Source organism: Brucella sp. 22210 (assembly GCF_052045675.1).
GTDB lineage: Bacteria > Pseudomonadota > Alphaproteobacteria > Rhizobiales > Rhizobiaceae > Brucella.
Genome location: NZ_JBQEPD010000011.1, coordinates 62,829 through 81,492 on the forward strand (window position 1 = coordinate 62,829; position 18,664 = coordinate 81,492).

The following is an 18,664-nucleotide window of genomic DNA, read 5'->3' on the forward strand; positions in this document are numbered from 1 at the left end:
CGGAACCATGGCCGCAACGCGCACATCGCCGGTTTTCAACGCGCTTCGCACAGAGCTTGATGCGCGCGATGCCGATCTGGTGGAAATACCGCTGATCCAGCCTGCTGATCCATTTCTGGATATGGCAGGCGAGGATTTGCGCCGTCGTATTTTCCTCACCGAAAACGAAAATGGCGACAGCCTGTGCCTGCGGCCGGAATTCACCATTCCTGTTTGTCGCAACCATATTGCGCTCAATGCTGCGACGCCGAAACGTTACGCCTATCTTGGCGAAGTGTTCCGGCAGCGTCGTGATGGCGCGGCTGAGTTTCTTCAGGCCGGGATCGAGGATCTGGGTGCTGCCGATGAGGCGGCTTCGGATGCGCGCTCGATTGCCGATGCGCTGTCCTGTGTTCGCTCCGTCGTCCCGCAAGCCGGGCTCGATATCGTTCTGGGCGATCAGTCGGTGTTTGCCGGTATGCTCAAGGCGCTCGGTCTGCCGCAGGGCTGGCGCAAGAAGCTGCTGCGCTCCTTCGGCGATGCGCATTCCATGCAACTGGCTCTGGCTGAACTGACGGGCGCGCAACGGCGCGATCCGCTGCCGGAAACACTTGCCGTTCTTGTTGCCGAAGGCGATGAAACCGGCCTTGCGCGCATGCTGGAAACCGAAATGCTGGAAGCTGGCATTTCGCCGGGCGCTGGCCGTTCGCCTGCGGAAATCGCCCGCCGCCTGATCGAAAAGGAAGATCTGGCCGCCACGCGTTTCCCGGCTTCGGCGCTCGATCTGCTCAAGCAGTTTCTGGAAACCCATGTCACGCTGGATTCCGCATCGGTCACCTTGCGCGCTTTCGCATCCGAAAATGCGCTTGATCTTGGTGCCGTGCTTCAGAAGTTTGAAGCCCGGGCCGAAGCGATTGCTGCGGCTGGCATCAAGACCAGCGATATCGTCTATGACGCCTCGTTCGGTCGTCCGCTCGATTACTATACCGGCCTTGTCTATGAAATTCGCGCCTCCGGCGTGGAAAAGGATGCGGTTCTGGCCGGCGGCGGCCGTTACGACCGGCTTTTGACTATGCTTGGCGCTTCCGAAAATATTCCCGGCGTTGGCTTCTCCATCTGGCTGGACCGGCTTCAGGCATTGGCGGGAGCAACGAAATGAGCGTCACACTGGCATTGCCGTCCAAGGGTCGGCTGAAGGAGCAGACGCTCGCCGTTCTCGAAAAGGCCGGATACAAGGTGATCCTGCCGGATGACGACCGCAATTACCGCGCGCGCGTCGAAGGTGAAGACGATCTCGATATTCTGTTCCTGTCGGCTTCGGAGATTGCCCGCGAGCTGGGTTATGGAAGCGTCGATATGGGCGTTACGGGGGAAGACCTCGTGCGCGAAACACTGGCCCATGCCGATGAGCGCGTGGCCATCGAGGCGGAACTGGGTTTCGGCCACGCCGATGTCGTCGTCGCGGTGCCGGAAGTCTGGCGCGATGTGACCAGCATGGCCGATCTTGATGATGTGGCAGCGGATTTCCGCCAGCGTCATGGTCGTCGCCTGCGCATCGCCACCAAATATTGGCGCCTGACGCAGCAGTTCTTCTCGCAGAAGCACGGCATTCAGGTCTATCGCATCGTGGAAAGCCTTGGCGCAACCGAAGGCGCTCCGGCGGCAGGTTCTGCCGACATGATCGTCGATATTACGTCGACCGGCTCCACCCTGCGCGCCAATCGCCTCAAGGTGCTGGAAGATGGCGTCATCCTGCGTTCGCAGGCCTGCCTCGTTTCGGCGCGCCGCAGCCATGGCAATGCGCGCATCGCGGAAATTGCCGAGCGTATCCGCAAGGGTCTTGCTGCCTGACGCTTCTGTTATGGTCCGACATTCAATGAAAAAGCCGGTCTGGGTTCAGACCGGCTTTTGTCATTTTCAGGTTCAGCGTTTCGGTCTGCTGCCGACGAGGCCGTAAAAGGCGATGTAGACATAGCAGATGATCGGCATCAGGAAGGCATGATGAATGCCGACCGTATCGGCCAGCGCGCCCTGTATCAGCGGGATGATCGCACCGCCGACAATGGCCAGATTCAGGATCGCCGAGCCCTGGCTGGTGTGCTTGCCAAGACCGTGCAGCGCCAGACTGAAGATGGTCGGGAACATGATCGAGTTGAACAGACCGATAGCCAGAACCGCCCACATGGAGGCGTTGCCTGTTGTCGCGACAGTGAGGAGCAGCAACAGGATGGCTGCCACAGCATTGAAGGCCAGCGCCTTGCCGTCATCGATATAGCGCATGGCTGCCGAGCCGATGAAGCGGCCAACCATGGCTCCACCCCAGAAATAGGCGACGTGATGCGCAGCATCGGTTTCCGACAAGCCAACCACACTCGGGTCGCTCAGGAAGTTGACGAGGAAGCTGCCGACGCTGACTTCCGCGCCCACATAGACGAAGATGCCGATGGCGCCCAGCACCAGATGCCGGTACTGCCAGGCAGAACCTTCATCCGCGACGGTGCTTTCTTCGGCTTCGACATCCGGCAGCTTCAGGATAGCGAAGACGATGGCAAGAACGACAAAGGCGAGTGCCAGCAAGAGATAGGGGAACTTGACGGCATCGGCTTCGGTGGCGCTGTTGACGGCCCCTGTTGCAGCGGAAAGGATCAGCATCGCACCGAAGAGCGGGGCAAGCGTCGTACCGAGCGAGTTGAATGCCTGTGTCAGCGTCAGGCGGCTTGCAGCCGTTTCCGGCTTGCCGAGGATCGTGACATAGGGGTTGGCAGACACTTGCAGGATCGTGACGCCGGACGCCAGCACGAAGAGCGCGCCGAGAAACAGCCCATAGACCCGGTAGGACGCTGCCGGAATGAACAGGGCGCAGCCGATGGCGGCGACCACAAGGCCGACGACGATGGCGCGTTTGTAGGAGATCCGCTTCACGAGCGCTCCGGCAGGCAGTGAAACGATGAAGTATGCGCCGAAGAAGCAGAACTGGATCAGCATCGACTGGGTATAGTTGAGCTGGAAGACGTTCTTCAGATGCGGGATCAGGATGTCGTTGAGGCTGGTGATGAAGCCCCACATGAAGAACAGAACGGTCAGGCTGGTGAGTGCGAAACCGAAATTTCCAATAGGGGTTGAGCCAGTGGGAGACTGGCTGCTGGCTGCGGAGGAAACAGTCATTTTTCTCTACAATCTATGCTTGGGGAGGAAACTTGAATGCAATTGATCGTTCGCGGAGCGGTTGTTCCTAAACGCTAAAATAAGCGGCTCCATTATCTGACAGGCCAATATTACACAACTACCGGTGGACCGTTTTGAAAAGAGAATTCTGATAAAAATTGTGTGTTCGGGCTGGCGGTGCGAAAGCGGTGGAAAACAGAAAAAAACCGCGCCAGTTTGAAACACCGGGCGCGGCTTTTTTCATTTCATGCGGACCGCAGCCGATGCAAACGGCGGCGGATACGGCTTGTTTCGATCAGCCGCGCTTGGCGTCGATCGACAGCGAACCTGCACCATGCAGAGCAAGCAGGAAGAGGCCGCCAGCGATTGCCAGATTCTTCTGTGCCATCAGGGCGTTCATGCCTTCAGCGAAGTTCATGTGTGCAACGAGCGTTGCACCGATGGTGAACAGGCCGACGATTGCTGCCGCGATACGGGTCTGGAAACCGACCAGAATGGCAATGCCGCCAACAAACTCAACGAGACCGACAACCACAGCCGTAACCATCGGAAGCGGAAGGCCGAGGCCTGCAAAATAGCCAGCCGTGCCGGAAAGAGCCGTCAGCTTGCCGAAACCGGCAATGATGAAGAGGATCGAAAGGAACACGCGGGCGATGAGCGTTACAGCGCCGTTGGACTGTGGGGTAATCGAAGACATGAGGGAGTTATCTCCTGTTGAACTGAGCCACCAATTATCGACTAATGACTGTCAAGAAAAGCCGTATAATTCTCGACAGTTTGTTCACTGCATATAGACGATCATGTACGCCTGATTACTCAGGCGCGATCATGCGCTCCGCCCGGACGAGCCGGTCGTAGTCTTCAGCACTCACCAGCCCACTTGCCAGCGCTTCCTCGCGCAGGGTCGTGCCGTTCTTATGCGCGGTCTTGGCGATCTTTGCTGCACCGTCGTAGCCGATTGCAGGTGCCAGCGCGGTCACCAGCATCAGCGAACGATCCAGAAGTTCCTTGATGCGGCTTTCATTGGCTTCAATGCCGTCCACGCAATGATCGGCGAAGGAAACCATGGCATCGCTGAGCAAACGGATCGATTGCAGGACATTGTAAGCGATGACCGGCTTGAACACGTTCAGCTCGAAATGGCCCTGGCTGGCGGCAACGGTCACTGTGGTCTGGTTGCCGAAGACCTGCGTTGCCACCATGGTCATAGCTTCGGCCTGCGTCGGGTTCACCTTGCCCGGCATGATCGATGAGCCAGGCTCATTTTCCGGCAGGGACAGTTCGCCGAGGCCGGAGCGTGGGCCGGAGCCGAGGAAGCGGATATCGTTGGCGATCTTGAACAGATCAGCCGCCAGCGCGTTCAGGCTGCCATGGAAGTTGAGAATTGCGCCATGGCTGGCCAGCGCTTCGAACTTGTTCGGCGCTGTCTTGAACGACAGGCCGGTGATTTCGCTGACCGCATCAGCAAAGCCGCCGTCGAAACCGATCGGGGCATTGAGACCGGTGCCCACTGCCGTGCCGCCCTGCGCGAGCAGGAAAACATCGGCGAGGGACTGCTCGATGCGATGACGCGCATATTCAAGCGCTGCACGATAACCGGAAAATTCCTGACCGAGCGTGACCGGCGTCGCATCCTGCGTATGGGTGCGTCCGATCTTGATGATGTCCTTGAAGGCTTCTTCCTTGACCTTGAGCGCCTTGGTCAGATGCTCCAGTGCCGGGTAAAGGCGATTGACCGCTTCAACCGCCGTGGCGATGTGGATCGCCGTCGGGAAGCTGTCATTGGACGACTGGCTCATATTGACGTGGTCGTTCGGATGAACCGGCTTTTTCGAACCCTTCTCGCCGCCAAGCAGTTCGATGGCGCGATTGGAGATCACTTCATTGGCGTTCATGTTCGACTGGGTGCCGGAACCCGTCTGCCAGACGACGAGCGGAAAATGATCGTCAAGCTTGCCTTCGATCACTTCGGAAGCCGCAACGGCTACGACCTGACCCAGAACCGGGTCGAGCTTGCCAAGTGCTATATTGGTTTCGGCTGCGGCGCGCTTGACGACGCCCAGCGCGTGAACGAGCGGGAGAGGCATGCGCTCGCCGCCGATCTTGAAATTCTGCAAGGAGCGCTGTGTCTGTGCGCCCCAATAGCGGTCGGCGGGAACATCAATCGGTCCGAAAGTATCTGTTTCGGTACGCGTGGCGGTCATTTCATGTCTCCGGCTAGCTTTCGGCCCGTATCGGGCTCTGACGCAATGAATATAGCACTACCAACGAATTGGTAGCTCCGTCTTTTCCTTACGGAGCTATTTGACAAAATATGATTAGGAAATTCAACTTTATTTGAGCGTGAATTTCTGCGCCGGTCAGTTGCCTTCGTTTTCGTCGTCACCGCCTTCGGTTTCGGAGATCCACGCGGTCGGCTCGATTTTGCGCTGGGTCTTGCTGTCGGTGAATGTCCACCAGCCGGTATCGGTCTCATCCCACTGTCCGCCGCCAGCGTTTAATTGGGCGAGCGAACGATATTGCGCAATCGATTCATTGCGCTGATCGTCTTCGTCAGTCCACACGACGGTAATCTTGCGACCATCCTTGGGGGCAATATCGATTGGCAGTTCCTTACGCATATGATTTTCCGTCCTCTCTCACATTGCGATAACGATAGGGCAAAATCGGCGGGAGGCAAGCTGAAGCAGTCGAGCGCAAGCTTGAGCTGAATTTCGTAGTAAAATCTACGGGCCAGAAATTTGTGAAAATACGCCTTAAAGTGGAAAGGCAGGCCGAAGCCTGCCTTTCCTGTTGCCTGAGACAGGACTTCCGGGGTGCGGGGGCAAACTGGAAGTCCATCTCATGTCAACCGGGATTGACCATGATTGGTTGCCTCAAGTCAATGAGAACTTTCTAAAATAGAATTTTAACATCGGCAAAGGGGTTAAACGGTAAATTTTTTATAAATCACAGATAGTTACGTAATGTAATGAGAAAAGTGCCGATTAACCACTCTCCTGCATATGCGCGGGCTCATTATTGGTCTGGGGGTTTGGCTTAGTATTCGCCAATCAAGGATGACTTTTGGGTCTTTAGACATAAAAAAACCTCCGGCCAAAGCCGGAGGTTCTCTTTAAAGTAGTGCTTTATGGATTTCTTAGAAATCCATACCACCCATACCGCCCATGCCGCCAGGCATGCCAGCCGGAGCTGCATCCTTCTTCGGCAGTTCAGCAATCATTGCTTCCGTGGTGATCAGCAGGCCAGCAACCGAAGCTGCGTTCTGCAGAGCCGTACGGACAACCTTGACCGGATCAACGATGCCGAGAGCGATCAGATCGCCATATTCGCCGTTGGCAGTGTTGTAGCCAAAGGTGTCAGCGCCGTTCTCGAGGATCTTGCCAACGATAACCGAAGCTTCTTCACCAGCGTTGGTCGTGATCTGACGGGCCGGAGCCTGGATCGCACGACGAACGATGTTGATGCCAGCTTCCTGGTCAGCATTGATGCCCTTGGCCTTGATCTGAACCGAAGCGCGGAGCAGAGCGGTACCGCCGCCAGCAACGATGCCTTCTTCAACCGCAGCGCGGGTTGCGTTCAGGGCGTCGTCAACGCGGTCCTTCTTTTCCTTGACTTCAACTTCCGTTGCACCGCCAACGCGGATCACGGCAACGCCGCCAGCGAGCTTGGCAAGGCGCTCCTGAAGCTTTTCACGGTCGTAGTCCGAAGAGGTTTCTTCGATCTGCTGCTTGATCTGGCCAACGCGAGCGTCGATTTCGGCCTTCTGGCCTGCACCGTCGACGATCGTGGTGTTTTCCTTGGAAATCGACACCTTCTTGGCGCGGCCGAGCATGTCGAGCGTAACGCTTTCGAGCTTGATGCCGAGATCTTCGGAGATAACCTGACCACCGGTGAGGATCGCGATGTCTTCGAGCATGGCCTTGCGGCGGTCGCCGAAGCCAGGAGCCTTGACAGCAGCAATCTTCAGGCCGCCACGCAGCTTGTTGACGACGAGGGTAGCAAGAGCTTCGCCTTCAACGTCTTCAGCGATGATGAGGAGCGGCTTGGAGGTCTGAACGACAGCTTCGAGAACCGGCAGAAGAGCCTGGAGGTTCGAGAGCTTCTTTTCGTGCAGAAGGATGTAAGCGTCTTCGAGATCAGCAACCATCTTTTCAGGGTTGGTGACGAAGTACGGCGACAGGTAGCCGCGGTCGAACTGCATGCCTTCAACGACTTCGAGTTCGGTTTCGGCGGTCTTGGCTTCTTCAACCGTGATGACGCCTTCGTTGCCGACTTTCTGCATCGCTTCAGCGATCATCTTGCCGATTTCGGCTTCGCCGTTAGCGGAGATCGTGCCAACCTGAGCAACTTCTTCCGAGGTGTTGATCTTCTTGGCCTTGCCGAGAAGGTTTGCAACAACTTCCGAAACTGCGAGGTCGATACCGCGCTTCAGGTCCATCGGGTTCATGCCAGCGGCAACAGCCTTGGCGCCTTCCTGAACGATAGCCTGACCGAGAACGGTCGCGGTGGTGGTGCCGTCACCGGCAGTGTCGTTGGTCTTGGAAGCCACTTCGCGCAGCATCTGTGCGCCCATGTTTTCGAACTTGTCTTCCAGTTCGACTTCCTTGGCAACCGAAACGCCGTCCTTGGTGATGCGCGGAGCGCCGAAGGACTTGTCGATTACAACGTTGCGGCCTTTCGGGCCGAGCGTGACCTTTACAGCGTCAGCGAGGATATCGACGCCGCGCAGCATCTTTTCGCGCGCAGTGCGACCGAATTTTACGTCTTTTGCAGCCATTTTACTCTCCTGGGAATATCCCGGTCAGGTATGGTGAATTGGTTTTGAGGTAGGAGCGAAACCGCTCCGGGCTAAATGAAATTAGCCGACGATACCCAGCTGGAAGTGTTAGCCGACAATACCGAGAATGTCGGATTCCTTCATGATCAGCAGGTCTTCGCCGTTGATCTTGACTTCCGTGCCGGACCACTTGCCGAACAGAACCTTGTCGCCAGCCTTGACGTCCAGAGGAACCAGCTTGCCAGCTTCGTCACGAGCGCCGGCGCCAGCAGCGACAACTTCGCCTTCCTGCGGCTTTTCCTTAGCGGAGTCAGGGATAATGATCCCGCCAGCGGTCTTTGCTTCCGATTCAACGCGACGAACGACGACGCGGTCATGAAGCGGGCGGAACTTGATATCAGCCATGGTATAACCCTTGGTGTTATAGACGTTGAACCCTGTTATGCGGATCAAACCGATCCGCGCTGTTAGCACTCTCTCTTCCAGAGTGCTAACGTGCCTCTGAGATAGAGGCCTGATCTTTTAATGTCAAGATTGCCTGAAAAATTTGACAGGCGAATGATGGTTAATTTGCACCGTTCGCGAAGGGATCAAGCGACCCGACATGCGGAGGGCCATGTGGCCCGCTCCGCATATGGTGGCTCGGTTTGCAGGATCAACCCGAGATACGCAGGTTTGACAGCTCATCGCCAATCTGGCGGAACGTTTCCGACAGATTGCCACCGGTGGTGTTCCAGAACAGCTTGGCAGGCTTGCCGCCGTCGAGACGGACGCGAGAGTCAGACGAGCAGGTTTTCAGTAGCTCGATCTGGGCTTTCTCGTCCGTCTTGCTGGTGTTCAGGTCCACCGCAACGGTCATAACGATGATATTGGCATCTTTCGCATTGTTGCAAAGCTTGTTGAAGCGGGCATTCATCGCCTTGGTATAGACGCTGTTGTCCTGCGAGACAGACACGCCGCTTTCCTGAAACAGACGGGTCTGGCTGTAGCCCTTCGTGGTGCGGCTCGTATAACCATGCGCCGAATAGTAGGACAGGTTGCTGGCCTTATCCCTGTTCGATCCAGCAAGCGAATTATACGTATAGTACGTATTGGCGCCATCGGTGAGCACGATCACAACCTTGTCGTTGCCGCGGTCGGTCGATGGGCGGCCTTCCGTAAACGGCGCGCCCTGTACAAGTGTGCGCCATCCCCACGCCATGCCTTCGGGCACATTCGTACCGCCATTTGGCTGCATGGCCTTGATCGCCGTCTTGATCGTCGTCTTGCCTGCATCGGTGGAGATGTCGGTCAGGCGCGTGATGGCCGTGGTCGTGCAACTATAGTTTGGCCCACCACCAGAAGACTGCTTCGACAGCACATTGTTCAGATAATATTTCTTGAGGTCGTTCTGGCGGGCCAGGCCCGTCAAGCTGGTGTCGTCTGTCCACCAGCTGTTCAGCGTGAGGTTGGTCGGGTTTCCGTTCTTGTCGGCATCGTAATATTCCGCCGGGCCAAACATTGGCACGAACAGGGTTTCCGGCTTGCCGACGGATGGCGGGGTCACGTCCAGCGCCAGGGTGCCCGGGCGCGCCTCAACGCATCCTGCCCACGGAATCCACGATGCGGACGAGCGCTTTGCGAGATCGGCATAGAGAACAGCGCGGGAAAAGGCCTTGTTATTGTCTGTGCCCCAGCCTGTACCCGATTTAAAGTAAAGGCCGCTGCCTGTCGGGTTCTCGACAATACTGCGCGTGCTGTCGATCTTAACCGGAAGCGTGAAGTTCTCGAGATTGACCGGCGAGGTTCCGCTTGGGTCCATCCATGTTTCTTTGAGATAGCTGGGTCCGATGTTGACGGAGCCCGCGAAAGGCACCAGCGAGAACTGCACTGGCTTTTCAACGCGCGTGATCAGCGCCGATTGTGCAGCCATGGTGTCGACAAGCTGTGTTGCTGCGTCTTTCAGCAGTTGCAGACGCTGCGTGTTCGAGCCGGCGCCATTGTCATTCATGGAGCCTGAGTTATCGAGCACAAGCGCGACTTCGACGGTGTTTTTGAGCCGTACGAAGGAACTCATCGCATATTGCTTGTTGTCCCACTCGTCTGCGGAATTGGTCAGTTGCGCTGCTATGGAGCCGAACAGAGACGTATATTGGAAGTTGGCCGTGGCTTCGATCTGCTGGTTATCGTTCGATGTTTGCGGAAACTTGATGGCAAATGCGACGCGGTCTGCGGAAAGTGCGGTCAGGTTCACATTGAAGACCTTACTGCCATAGTCCTGCATGTCGGCTTCGCTTGCGCCGGTCGAAAAGCGCTTGCCGACTGCCAGCGCTGCAGCATCGAGGGCGGCCTGCACATTGTTGCGTGTGCGCATGAGATTGGTGGCGTCCATGGCGACCATGCCAGCAAGCAACAGCGGCACCAGCAATATCGCCGTCATCATGGCGAAATTGCCGCGTTCATCGCTGCGGAATCGGTTTGTTCTTTCGGAAAGGCTTCCGAAATTGGCTTTGCGCGCAACGCCTGTCATGCAGGCGACGAAAAGCCGCCTTGCTGGTCCGCTCCAATTATTCAAATCCACGCCCGCCCGAAAGGTTGTGTTGTTTTTTGTTAAACTGAAAGGTTGTGCGCTGTTCCTAGCAGCATCTTTCTAACAGTCGGTCACGAAGTGCGGTAAATGATCGGTGAATCTGCTCGACGGCTTATTGAGTCATTTCTTATGGGGTATTTGGACGCGGTGCTTTCTCGGCTTATTGGCGGTAAAGCTCGTGACAGTTTTGATAGGCTGCGTTAGATGGAGCGCATGCGGCTTGCATATGCGGGCGGCGTTCCAGCTCGAAAATGGAATATCAAGAGGAAGACTATGAAGCAGCTTGCAAGCCTCAACGACCTGACCGGCCAGTATGACGTGTTCTTCTGCGACGTCTGGGGCGTGGTGCATAATGGCGTCGCCGCACATCCGGCTGCTGTCGCTGCCTTGAAGCGCGCCCGCGCCAAGGGCGTCACGGTCATTCTCGTTACCAATTCTCCGCGTCCGCATCCGGGTGTCGAAGCACAGCTGGAAACGCTGGGCGTACCGGCGGATACCTATGACCGTATCGTCACCTCCGGCGACGTGACCCGCGATCTGATCGTTGAAGGTCCGCGCAAGGTTCTGCATATCGGTCGCGAAAACGAATTGTCGATCTATGACGGGCTGGATGTGGAACTGGTGGAAGAATTCGAGGCCGATGGCGTCGTCTGCACCGGCCTCGCCGATGACGATGTAGAAACGCCCGCCGATTACGCCGACCTGCTCCAGCGTCTGCGTTCGCGCAATCTGCCTTTCATCTGCGCCAATCCCGACATCATGGTCGAGCGCGGTCCGCGTCTTGTCTGGTGTGCGGGCGCTCTTGCGCGTGATTACAGCCAGTTGGGCGGTCGCACGCTGATCGCCGGAAAGCCGCATCGCCCGATTTATGAGGCCGCGCTGCATGCAGCCGAGGAAGTTCGCGGCGGCCCTGTCGACAAGAGCCGCATTCTCGGCATTGGTGATGGCGTACTGACCGATGTGAAGGGCGCTGCCGGTTTCGGTCTCGATGTGCTTTATATTTCGGGCGGCGTGCATGCTGCCGATTATGCGGACAACGGAACTGTCGATCTTGCAAAGATGGAAGCGTTTCTGGAGAAGCACGGGCATCGTCCGGTGGCGGAGCTTTACGCACTCGTCTGATAATTTCGTACAATGCGGGAATGATCGAACAAGCCCGGACTGAAGCAAGTCAAGACTCAGGCACACCATGACGAATTCTGATTTCCAACGTCTTTCGGGAACCGACGCCTTGCCGGAGCGTCTGCGCAATTGCGTGGTGGCCATCGGCAATTTTGATGGTGTTCATCGCGGACATCAGGCCGTGCTTGAGCGGGCGCTGGAAATCGCGGCCAAGGAAAACCTGCCTGCAGTCGTGCTGACATTCGAGCCGCATCCGCGCAGTTTCTTCAAGCCGGACGAGCCGATCGATCGGCTTACCGACGCGCGTGAAAAGGCATCGATCCTGCGGCACATGGGCTTTCACGCGGTTGTCGAGCAGCCTTTCACTGCCGAATTCTCCAGCCGGTCGGCGGAAGACTTTGTACAGCATATTCTGGTCGAAAAGCTGCATGCCAGCCGTGTCGTGACCGGCTACGACTTTCACTTCGGCAAGGGTCGACGCGGCACGCCGGAATTTCTCCTGCAGGCAGGCGAGGGCGCTGGTTTCCACGTGACGCTGGTGGATGCCTTTACCGATGAAGGCAATAATCTCGTTTCGTCCACACGCGTTCGCAATCTGTTGTGCGATGGCGATGTTGCTGGAGCGGCAGGACTGCTTGGCTATCGCTATGCCGTCTGCGGTGAGGTCATTCACGGCAAGAAGCTAGGGCGCACGCTCGGCTTCCCCACCGCCAATATGAAGGTCAGCGCCCAGACCAGCCTGAAACATGGCATTTATGCCGTTCGTTTCCGCAGGCAGGATGGCAGCCTGCATGACGGGGTTGCCAGTTTTGGCCGCCGCCCGACGGTGGATAGCGATGGCTCGCCGCTTCTCGAAACCTTCCTGTTCGATTTCTCTGGCGACCTTTACGGTGAAGTCGCCTGTGTTTCGTTCTTCGGCTTTCTGCGCGGCGAAGTGAAATTTGACGGGCTGGACCCGCTGATCGAGCAGATGAAGCGCGACGAGGAAGAAGCCCGCGCCTTGCTGGCCGGTGCCCGCCCATTGTCGGAGCTTGACCGTCTTCTTTCGTTTGAGTGAAGTGTAGCGGATTATTTTTCTACCTAAGATTTAAGTCAAATTTTACGTATTTCCGACAGAGAGTGTTAAACACCTTGCGAAGTTTCGAGGTGCTGTTTGTCGGAGATCTTGTTTTGCGTATTCTCTCACTGGCCCTCGTTGCAGGCACTCTCATTCCCGTCACCGGTTCCATTGCTTATGCCGCCGATGTGCAGCAGACAGATATCTATGCGGCGGAAACGGTTCAGCCGGCCCGCAAGCATTTCTGGTCTGGCGACTGGTATCTCAAGGTCGGCGCTGCCGGGCTGGTCGCGCCCAAGTTCGAAGGCTCGAACAAATATCGCTTTTCCGCGCAGCCGCTGATCTCGCTTGGCCGTCAGGGCGAAGCAACGCGGTTTTCCTCGCGCAACGACAATGTTTCCTTCGCGCTGATCGACAATAACCGTTTCCGCGCCGGTCTGGCAGGCAAGCTGCTGTTCGAACGCGACGATGATATTCACGGCCTGAAAGACACCAAGTTCGGTGGTGAAGTGGGTGGCTTTGCCGAGGTCTATCCGACCGACTGGCTGCGCGTACGCGGCGAAGTACGTCAGGGCATCCGCGCGCATAAGGGCGTTGTTGCGGATATTTCCGCCGACGCATTTTATGATGTGACGCCGGTTATCCGCGTTTCGGCGGGTCCGCGTGCAACTTTTGCGTCGAAGGATTACTTCAAGACCTATTACGGCGTTGATGCGCAGGAATCGGCAGCGTCCGGCCTGTCGGAATACAATCCGGGCGGCGGTTTCAAATCGGCCGGTTTCGGCGGCGTTATCAACTGGAAGGCGACAGACAAGATCGATACCAGCCTGTTTGGCGAATATACCCGCCTGCAAGGCCCGGCCAAGGATTCGAGCATCGTCAAGGAGCGCGGCTCACGCGACCAGTTCATGGTTGGCGTGTCTGCAACCTATCGTTTCGACTTCTCACTTGATTAAAGTGGTTCTGGGGTTTGACCACGTGTCAGACCGCATGAAGCGGACGCTACTGTGAAGATTTTCAGGGGCAGGGATGCAGTTTTATTGCGTCTTTGTTCCCCTGGCCTCTTTATTCCTGCAAAGCTCATTGCTAAAAGCGTGCCCATGATGACGGATTTTCGGCTTATCATGACGGCCATACGAATTATTGGCCCGGCCTCCCGCTTTGCCTGAATGGCTGTTTTGCCAGGCAATATCTGGCGCGGAGGTCCGGGAACGACCGGCTGTGCTCTTACAGTCCCCTGTTATCGTTGATCCACATGCCCGCCATTTCTGGCCGAGGCTTCACAGGCGAATACCGATCATGACTGAGACGACCAAGATCGATTACTCTAAAACCCTCAATCTGCCGCAGACGGAATTTCCGATGCGCGCGGGCTTGCCGCAGCGCGAACCGCTGTTTGTCGAGCGCTGGGAGGGGATGAACCTTTACAAGAAGCTGCGCGAGCAGGCGAAAGACCGCCCGCTTTATGTGCTGCACGATGGCCCGCCCTATGCCAACGGCAATATCCATATCGGCCATGCGCTGAACAAGATCCTCAAGGACGTCATCACCCGCTCGTTCCAGATGCGCGGTTACAACTCGAACTATGTTCCAGGCTGGGATTGCCACGGCCTGCCGATCGAATGGAAGATCGAGGAAAAATATCGCGCCGAAGGCAAGAACAAGGACGAAGTGCCGATCAACGAATTCCGCAAGGAATGCCGTGAATTTGCCGCCAACTGGATCAGGGTCCAGACGGATGAGTTCAAGCGTCTTGCGATCCTCGGCGATTTCGAAAACCCCTACACGACGATGAACTTCCACGCTGAATCGCGCATCGCTGGCGAGCTTCTCAAGTTCGCGGCTTCCGGTCAGCTTTATCGCGGTTCCAAGCCGGTGATGTGGTCGGTTGTCGAGCGCACGGCGCTTGCCGAGGCGGAAGTCGAGTATCATGACGTCGAGTCGGATATGATCTGGGTCAAGTTCCCGGTGTGGGGTGCAGGTTCTGCGAAAACTGTTACATCAGCTGAACTTCCCGATGCTTGGAGCCTGATAGGCGACCTCTCCGGTAGCGCCGTAGTGATTTGGACTACTACCCCCTGGACCATCCCCGGCAACCGCGCCGTGTCCTATTCGTCGCGTATCGAATACGGGCTTTACGAAGTCACGGAAGCCGAGAACGATTTTGGCCCGCGTCCGGGCGAAAAGCTCATCTTCGCCGACAAGCTGGCTGAAGAAAGCTTTGCCAAGGCAAAGCTTCAGTTCAAGCGCCTGCGTGGTGTTTCTGCCGACGAGATGCATTCTCTTATTCTAGCCCACCCGTTGAAGGGTTTTGCGGGCGGCTATGAGTTCGCGGTTCCGATGCTCGACGGTGATCATGTGACCGACGATGCGGGTACGGGCTTCGTCCACACCGCGCCAAGCCATGGTCGTGAAGACTTTGAAGCCTGGATGAACAATGTTCGTGAACTGGAAGCGCGCGGTATCGATCCGAGCATCCCGTTCCCAGTCGGTGACGACGGTTATTATACCAAGGATGCACCGGGCTTCGGTCCGGACCGCGAAGGCGGTGCTGCCCGCGTGATCGACGACAACGGCAAGAAGGGCGACGCCAACAAGTCGGTGATGGATCAGCTCATCGCCAATGACAAGCTCTTCGCCCGCGGTCGCCTGAAGCACTCCTATCCGCATTCCTGGCGTTCGAAGAAGCAGGTCATCTTCCGCAACACGCCGCAATGGTTCGTCTATATGGACAAGAACCTCGGCGACGGCACCACGCTGCGCTCGCGTGCGTTGAAGGCCATCGACGATACGCGTTTCGTCCCGGCTGCCGGTCAGACGCGCCTGCGTTCGATGATCGAAGGTCGCCCGGACTGGGTGCTTTCGCGTCAGCGCGCCTGGGGCGTGCCAATCTGCGTTTTCGTGGATGAGGAAGGCAACATCCTTCAGGACGATGCGGTCAACAAGCGTGTTCTCGATGCTTTCGAGGCCGAAGGCGCTGATGCATGGTTTGCCGAAGGCGCGCGCGAGCGTTTCCTCGGCAACCGCGCCAATGAGCCTTGGGTTCAGGTGCGCGATATTCTGGACGTGTGGTTCGATTCCGGATCGACCCACACCTTCACGCTGGAAGACCGCCCGGACATGAAATGGCCGGCAGACGTCTATCTCGAAGGCTCGGATCAGCATCGCGGCTGGTTCCATTCGTCGCTTCTGGAAAGCTGCGGCACGCGCGGTCGGGCGCCATATAATGCCGTCGTGACCCATGGTTTCACCATGGATGAGCACGGCAAGAAAATGTCGAAGTCGCTCGGCAATACGGTAACGCCGCAGGACGTCATCAAGGAATCCGGCGCGGATATCCTGCGTCTGTGGGTCATGACGACCGATTATTGGGAAGATCAGCGCCTCGGCAAGAGCATCATCCAGACCAATATCGATGCCTATCGCAAGCTGCGCAACACCATCCGCTGGATGCTGGGCACGCTGGCGCATGACGAAGGCGAAAACGTTGCTCATGCCGATCTGCCGGAACTTGAGCGCCTGATGCTGCACCGTCTGACGGAGCTGGATGAGGTTGTGCGCACCGGCTATGACACATTCGACTTCAAGCGCATCGCCCGCGCGCTGATCGATTTCATGAATGTCGAACTTTCGGCTTTCTATTTCGACATCCGCAAGGACGCGCTTTACTGCGATGCGCCGTCGAGCGTTCGCCGCAAGGCTGCGTTGCAGACCGTGCGTGAAATCTTCGACCGCCTGACGACCTGGCTGGCGCCGATGCTGCCTTTCACCATGGAAGAAGCATGGCTCGATCGCTATCCGCAGTCGGTTTCGGTCCATGCCGAGCAGTTCCGCCCGACGCCTGCCGCATGGCGTGATGACGTGCTGGCCGAAAAGTGGCGCAAGGTGCGTGCGGTTCGCCGTGTCGTGACCGGCGCGCTGGAACTGGAACGTGCAGACAAGCGCATCGGTTCATCGCTGGAAGCAGCGCCGGTGGTCCACATTTCCGACAAGAGCCTGAGCGATTCGCTCGACGGTCTCGATTTCGCGGAAATCTGCATCACCAGCGGCATTGCGTTCAGCGATGCAGCGGCACCGGAAGGTGCTTTCACGCTTGGCGATGTGAAGGGTGTGGCCGTCGTGCCTGCTCGCGCCGAAGGCGAGAAATGCGCGCGTTCGTGGCGTTATACCACGGATGTGGGTTCCGATCCGGAATTCCCGGAAGTGTCGGCGCGTGATGCCGAAGCACTGCGCGAATTGAAGGCGCTTGGCAAGCTCGAAGCCTGATAACAGAGATTGCAATCCGCTCCGGTTTCATCCGGGGCGGATTGTTTGTTTGTGCGACAGGGGTTGCGGTCTCGCGCGTGAACATGGTGAAATAGAGGTTAATGCCGGATTGCCGCATGGGTTCCTCTCATGTACAAGGCAGTCCTCGAATAAATTCACGATCTGCCTTGGAGTTGCCGGTTTTTTGAGGCAAGGCACGCTGGAGCAAGCCTCGCGAACAAAGAATCGACAGGCGTAAAAGAAGTGGCGCTAATGAAGATTGACGGACGAGTTCTGATACTTATGACGGCTGTAGCGGGTCTTTCGCTGTCAGGCTGCATGTCTTCGCCGACCTACGGAACGGACAAGTCGTCGGGCGCGCAGCTCTTCGACGACGTTTCCAATATGGCGAGCTTCGGTCAGGGCAAGAACAAGAAAGAGCGCATCGATTACAAGCCGCGTCCTGATCTTGTGCGTCCTTCTCCGGGCGATAAGGGCCAGCTGCCTGCGCCGCAGGAAAGCGTTGCAAGTGCTGGCGGTGCAAACTGGCCGGAATCGCCGGAACAGCGCCGCAAGCGTCTGCGCGATGAAATCACCGCCAACCGCGACAATCCGAACTTTGTCTCGCCGGTTGAGGCTGATGGTCCGGTTGCAAGCAACCTGAAGACTGCACTGCCGGGTGGCAACAGCCGTCGCGAAGAATATGATTCCCGTTTGCCAACCGTTGATCCGCAGAAAATGGCGGCCATCAAGGCAGAACGGGCACAGCAGGCACAGGGTTCGGCCACGAACCGCAAATATCTGAGCGAGCCGCCGCTGGCCTATCGTGAACCGGCATCCACCGCCGCCACCGGCGAACTGGGGCAGGACGAGGCGCAGAAGGAACGCGAGCGCAAGAAGGCCGCTGGCAAGTCCAAGGGCTGGCGCGATTATCTGCCCTGGAACTAAGTTCCGGAAATTCTCTATATTAGTTTAAGCAGCCATGGCGGTATAAGCGCTATGGCTGTTTTATTTTGAGTATAGTATGAAGGTTTTCTGAGCGGGCAGGCAGTACCCTTAGAAAATACATTACATTTTTGTCATCTTGAGCATCATGACTTCTATTTGATTTCGATCAAAGACTTCTTGTCTGTATGCAGCATGATAGGGCATCGCTTCAAAGGTATAGTTCAATGAGCAGCGCAAATACGATCTGGGACAGCCGCAACGGTTATGGTGTGGTTTCCCGCAGCTTTCACTGGCTGATGGCGTTGCTGTTTTTATGGCAGTTCATGTCGGCTATTCTGCGTGTTTTGGCGCGGGACAGTGCGGTTTTCACGTTTTTCTGGTCCGCGCACCAGCAGCTCGGCTTTGCATTGCTGGTTCTGGTTCTGCTGCGTGGTATATGGGGCCTTTCCAATATCGGTCACCGTCCGCACAAGGATGGCCTGATGGGCAAGGCGGCTTTGCTCGGTCATCTGGCCATTTATGCGCTGATGTTTGCCGTTCCGGCGCTCGCGCTGATCCGCGCCTATGGTCGGGGGCGGAGCTTTTCTTTCCTCGGCATGCCGATCTTCGATCCGGCTGGCGTGCAGAACGAAACGCTGAACAGCATTGGCAGCACGCTTCACGGGCCGCTCGGCTGGACTTTGCTGGCGGTCGTCGTTTGCCACATATTCATGGCGCTCTTCCACCATTTCGCACTGCGTGACGACACCTTGCGTCATATGACGGGGCATAAGCCGAAGGGCTGACTGGTCTCTTTGTT

Annotated in this window: 15 protein-coding genes; 8 read left to right on the top strand and 7 right to left on the bottom strand. The window is 57.1% G+C overall.

From position 1 onward, the window contains the following. Nucleotides 1-7 precede the first annotated feature (7 nt). Complete coding sequence (locus ACTJKP_RS15430) at nt 8-1,138, top strand: ATP phosphoribosyltransferase regulatory subunit (protein ID WP_440631282.1); 1,131 nt, start codon at nt 8-10, stop codon at nt 1,136-1,138. After that, nucleotides 1,135-1,830 (top strand): ATP phosphoribosyltransferase, encoded by a 696-nt coding sequence (gene hisG, locus ACTJKP_RS15435; RefSeq protein ID WP_078338961.1) that lies wholly within the window; start codon nt 1,135-1,137, stop codon nt 1,828-1,830. The genes ACTJKP_RS15430 and hisG overlap by 4 nt, the downstream gene beginning before the upstream one ends. Nucleotides 1,831-1,902: 72 nt before the next feature. Here hisG and ACTJKP_RS15440 read toward each other — a convergent pair whose 3' ends face one another. The 7 genes from ACTJKP_RS15440 to ACTJKP_RS15470 all read right to left on the bottom strand — a co-directional run bounded on the left by ACTJKP_RS15440 (nt 1,903) and on the right by ACTJKP_RS15470 (nt 10,484). After that, the gene (locus ACTJKP_RS15440) at nt 1,903-3,144 is read right to left on the bottom strand and encodes a sugar MFS transporter (protein ID WP_440631283.1); all 1,242 of its coding nucleotides are present in this window, start codon (nt 3,142-3,144) and stop codon (nt 1,903-1,905) included. Nucleotides 3,145-3,439: 295 nt separating this feature from the next. After that, a complete protein-coding gene (locus ACTJKP_RS15445) occupies nt 3,440-3,841 on the bottom strand; it encodes a DoxX family protein (RefSeq protein WP_078338959.1) in 402 nt (133 codons plus the stop codon). Nucleotides 3,842-3,956: 115 nt separating this feature from the next. Continuing rightward, the gene (gene fumC / locus ACTJKP_RS15450) at nt 3,957-5,348 is read right to left on the bottom strand and encodes a class II fumarate hydratase (RefSeq protein WP_440631284.1); all 1,392 of its coding nucleotides are present in this window, start codon (nt 5,346-5,348) and stop codon (nt 3,957-3,959) included. Nucleotides 5,349-5,504: 156 nt separating this feature from the next. Continuing rightward, nucleotides 5,505-5,765 carry a hypothetical protein gene (locus ACTJKP_RS15455; protein ID WP_440631285.1) on the bottom strand — a complete coding sequence of 87 codons (261 nt, stop codon included), beginning with the start codon at nt 5,763-5,765 and terminating at the stop codon, nt 5,505-5,507. Nucleotides 5,766-6,283: 518 nt separating this feature from the next. Beyond that, complete coding sequence (groL, locus tag ACTJKP_RS15460; RefSeq protein WP_078338956.1) at nt 6,284-7,924, bottom strand: chaperonin GroEL; 1,641 nt, start codon at nt 7,922-7,924, stop codon at nt 6,284-6,286. A gap of 108 nt (nt 7,925-8,032) precedes the next feature. Further along, a complete protein-coding gene (gene groES / locus ACTJKP_RS15465; protein WP_078339070.1) occupies nt 8,033-8,329 on the bottom strand; it encodes a co-chaperone GroES in 297 nt (98 codons plus the stop codon). Nucleotides 8,330-8,579: 250 nt separating this feature from the next. Further along, nucleotides 8,580-10,484, bottom strand: coding sequence for a pilus assembly protein TadG-related protein (locus ACTJKP_RS15470; RefSeq protein ID WP_440631286.1), 1,905 nt, complete (start codon nt 10,482-10,484; stop codon nt 8,580-8,582). A gap of 282 nt (nt 10,485-10,766) precedes the next feature. Here ACTJKP_RS15470 and ACTJKP_RS15475 point away from each other — a divergent pair, with 282 nt between their 5' ends. From ACTJKP_RS15475 to ACTJKP_RS15500, 6 genes are all read left to right on the top strand, one after another. Beyond that, nucleotides 10,767-11,615: a TIGR01459 family HAD-type hydrolase gene (locus ACTJKP_RS15475; RefSeq protein WP_440631287.1), complete on the top strand. Its 849-nt coding sequence runs from the start codon at nt 10,767-10,769 to the stop codon at nt 11,613-11,615. Nucleotides 11,616-11,682: 67 nt separating this feature from the next. Continuing rightward, on the top strand, nt 11,683-12,672 hold the full coding sequence (locus ACTJKP_RS15480; protein WP_078338953.1) for a bifunctional riboflavin kinase/FAD synthetase: 990 nt from the start codon (nt 11,683-11,685) through the stop codon (nt 12,670-12,672). A 203-nt stretch (nt 12,673-12,875) separates the two neighbouring features. Next, the gene (locus ACTJKP_RS15485; protein WP_440631332.1) at nt 12,876-13,628 is read left to right on the top strand and encodes a MipA/OmpV family protein; all 753 of its coding nucleotides are present in this window, start codon (nt 12,876-12,878) and stop codon (nt 13,626-13,628) included. A 343-nt stretch (nt 13,629-13,971) separates the two neighbouring features. Beyond that, nucleotides 13,972-16,938 (top strand): isoleucine--tRNA ligase, encoded by a 2,967-nt coding sequence (gene ileS, locus ACTJKP_RS15490; protein ID WP_440631288.1) that lies wholly within the window; start codon nt 13,972-13,974, stop codon nt 16,936-16,938. A 252-nt stretch (nt 16,939-17,190) separates the two neighbouring features. Then, the gene (locus ACTJKP_RS15495; RefSeq protein WP_078338951.1) at nt 17,191-17,865 is read left to right on the top strand and encodes a hypothetical protein; all 675 of its coding nucleotides are present in this window, start codon (nt 17,191-17,193) and stop codon (nt 17,863-17,865) included. Between the two features lie 224 nt (nt 17,866-18,089). Further along, the gene (locus ACTJKP_RS15500) at nt 18,090-18,650 is read left to right on the top strand and encodes a cytochrome b (protein WP_440631289.1); all 561 of its coding nucleotides are present in this window, start codon (nt 18,090-18,092) and stop codon (nt 18,648-18,650) included. The last annotated feature ends 14 nt before the right edge of the window (nt 18,651-18,664 follow it).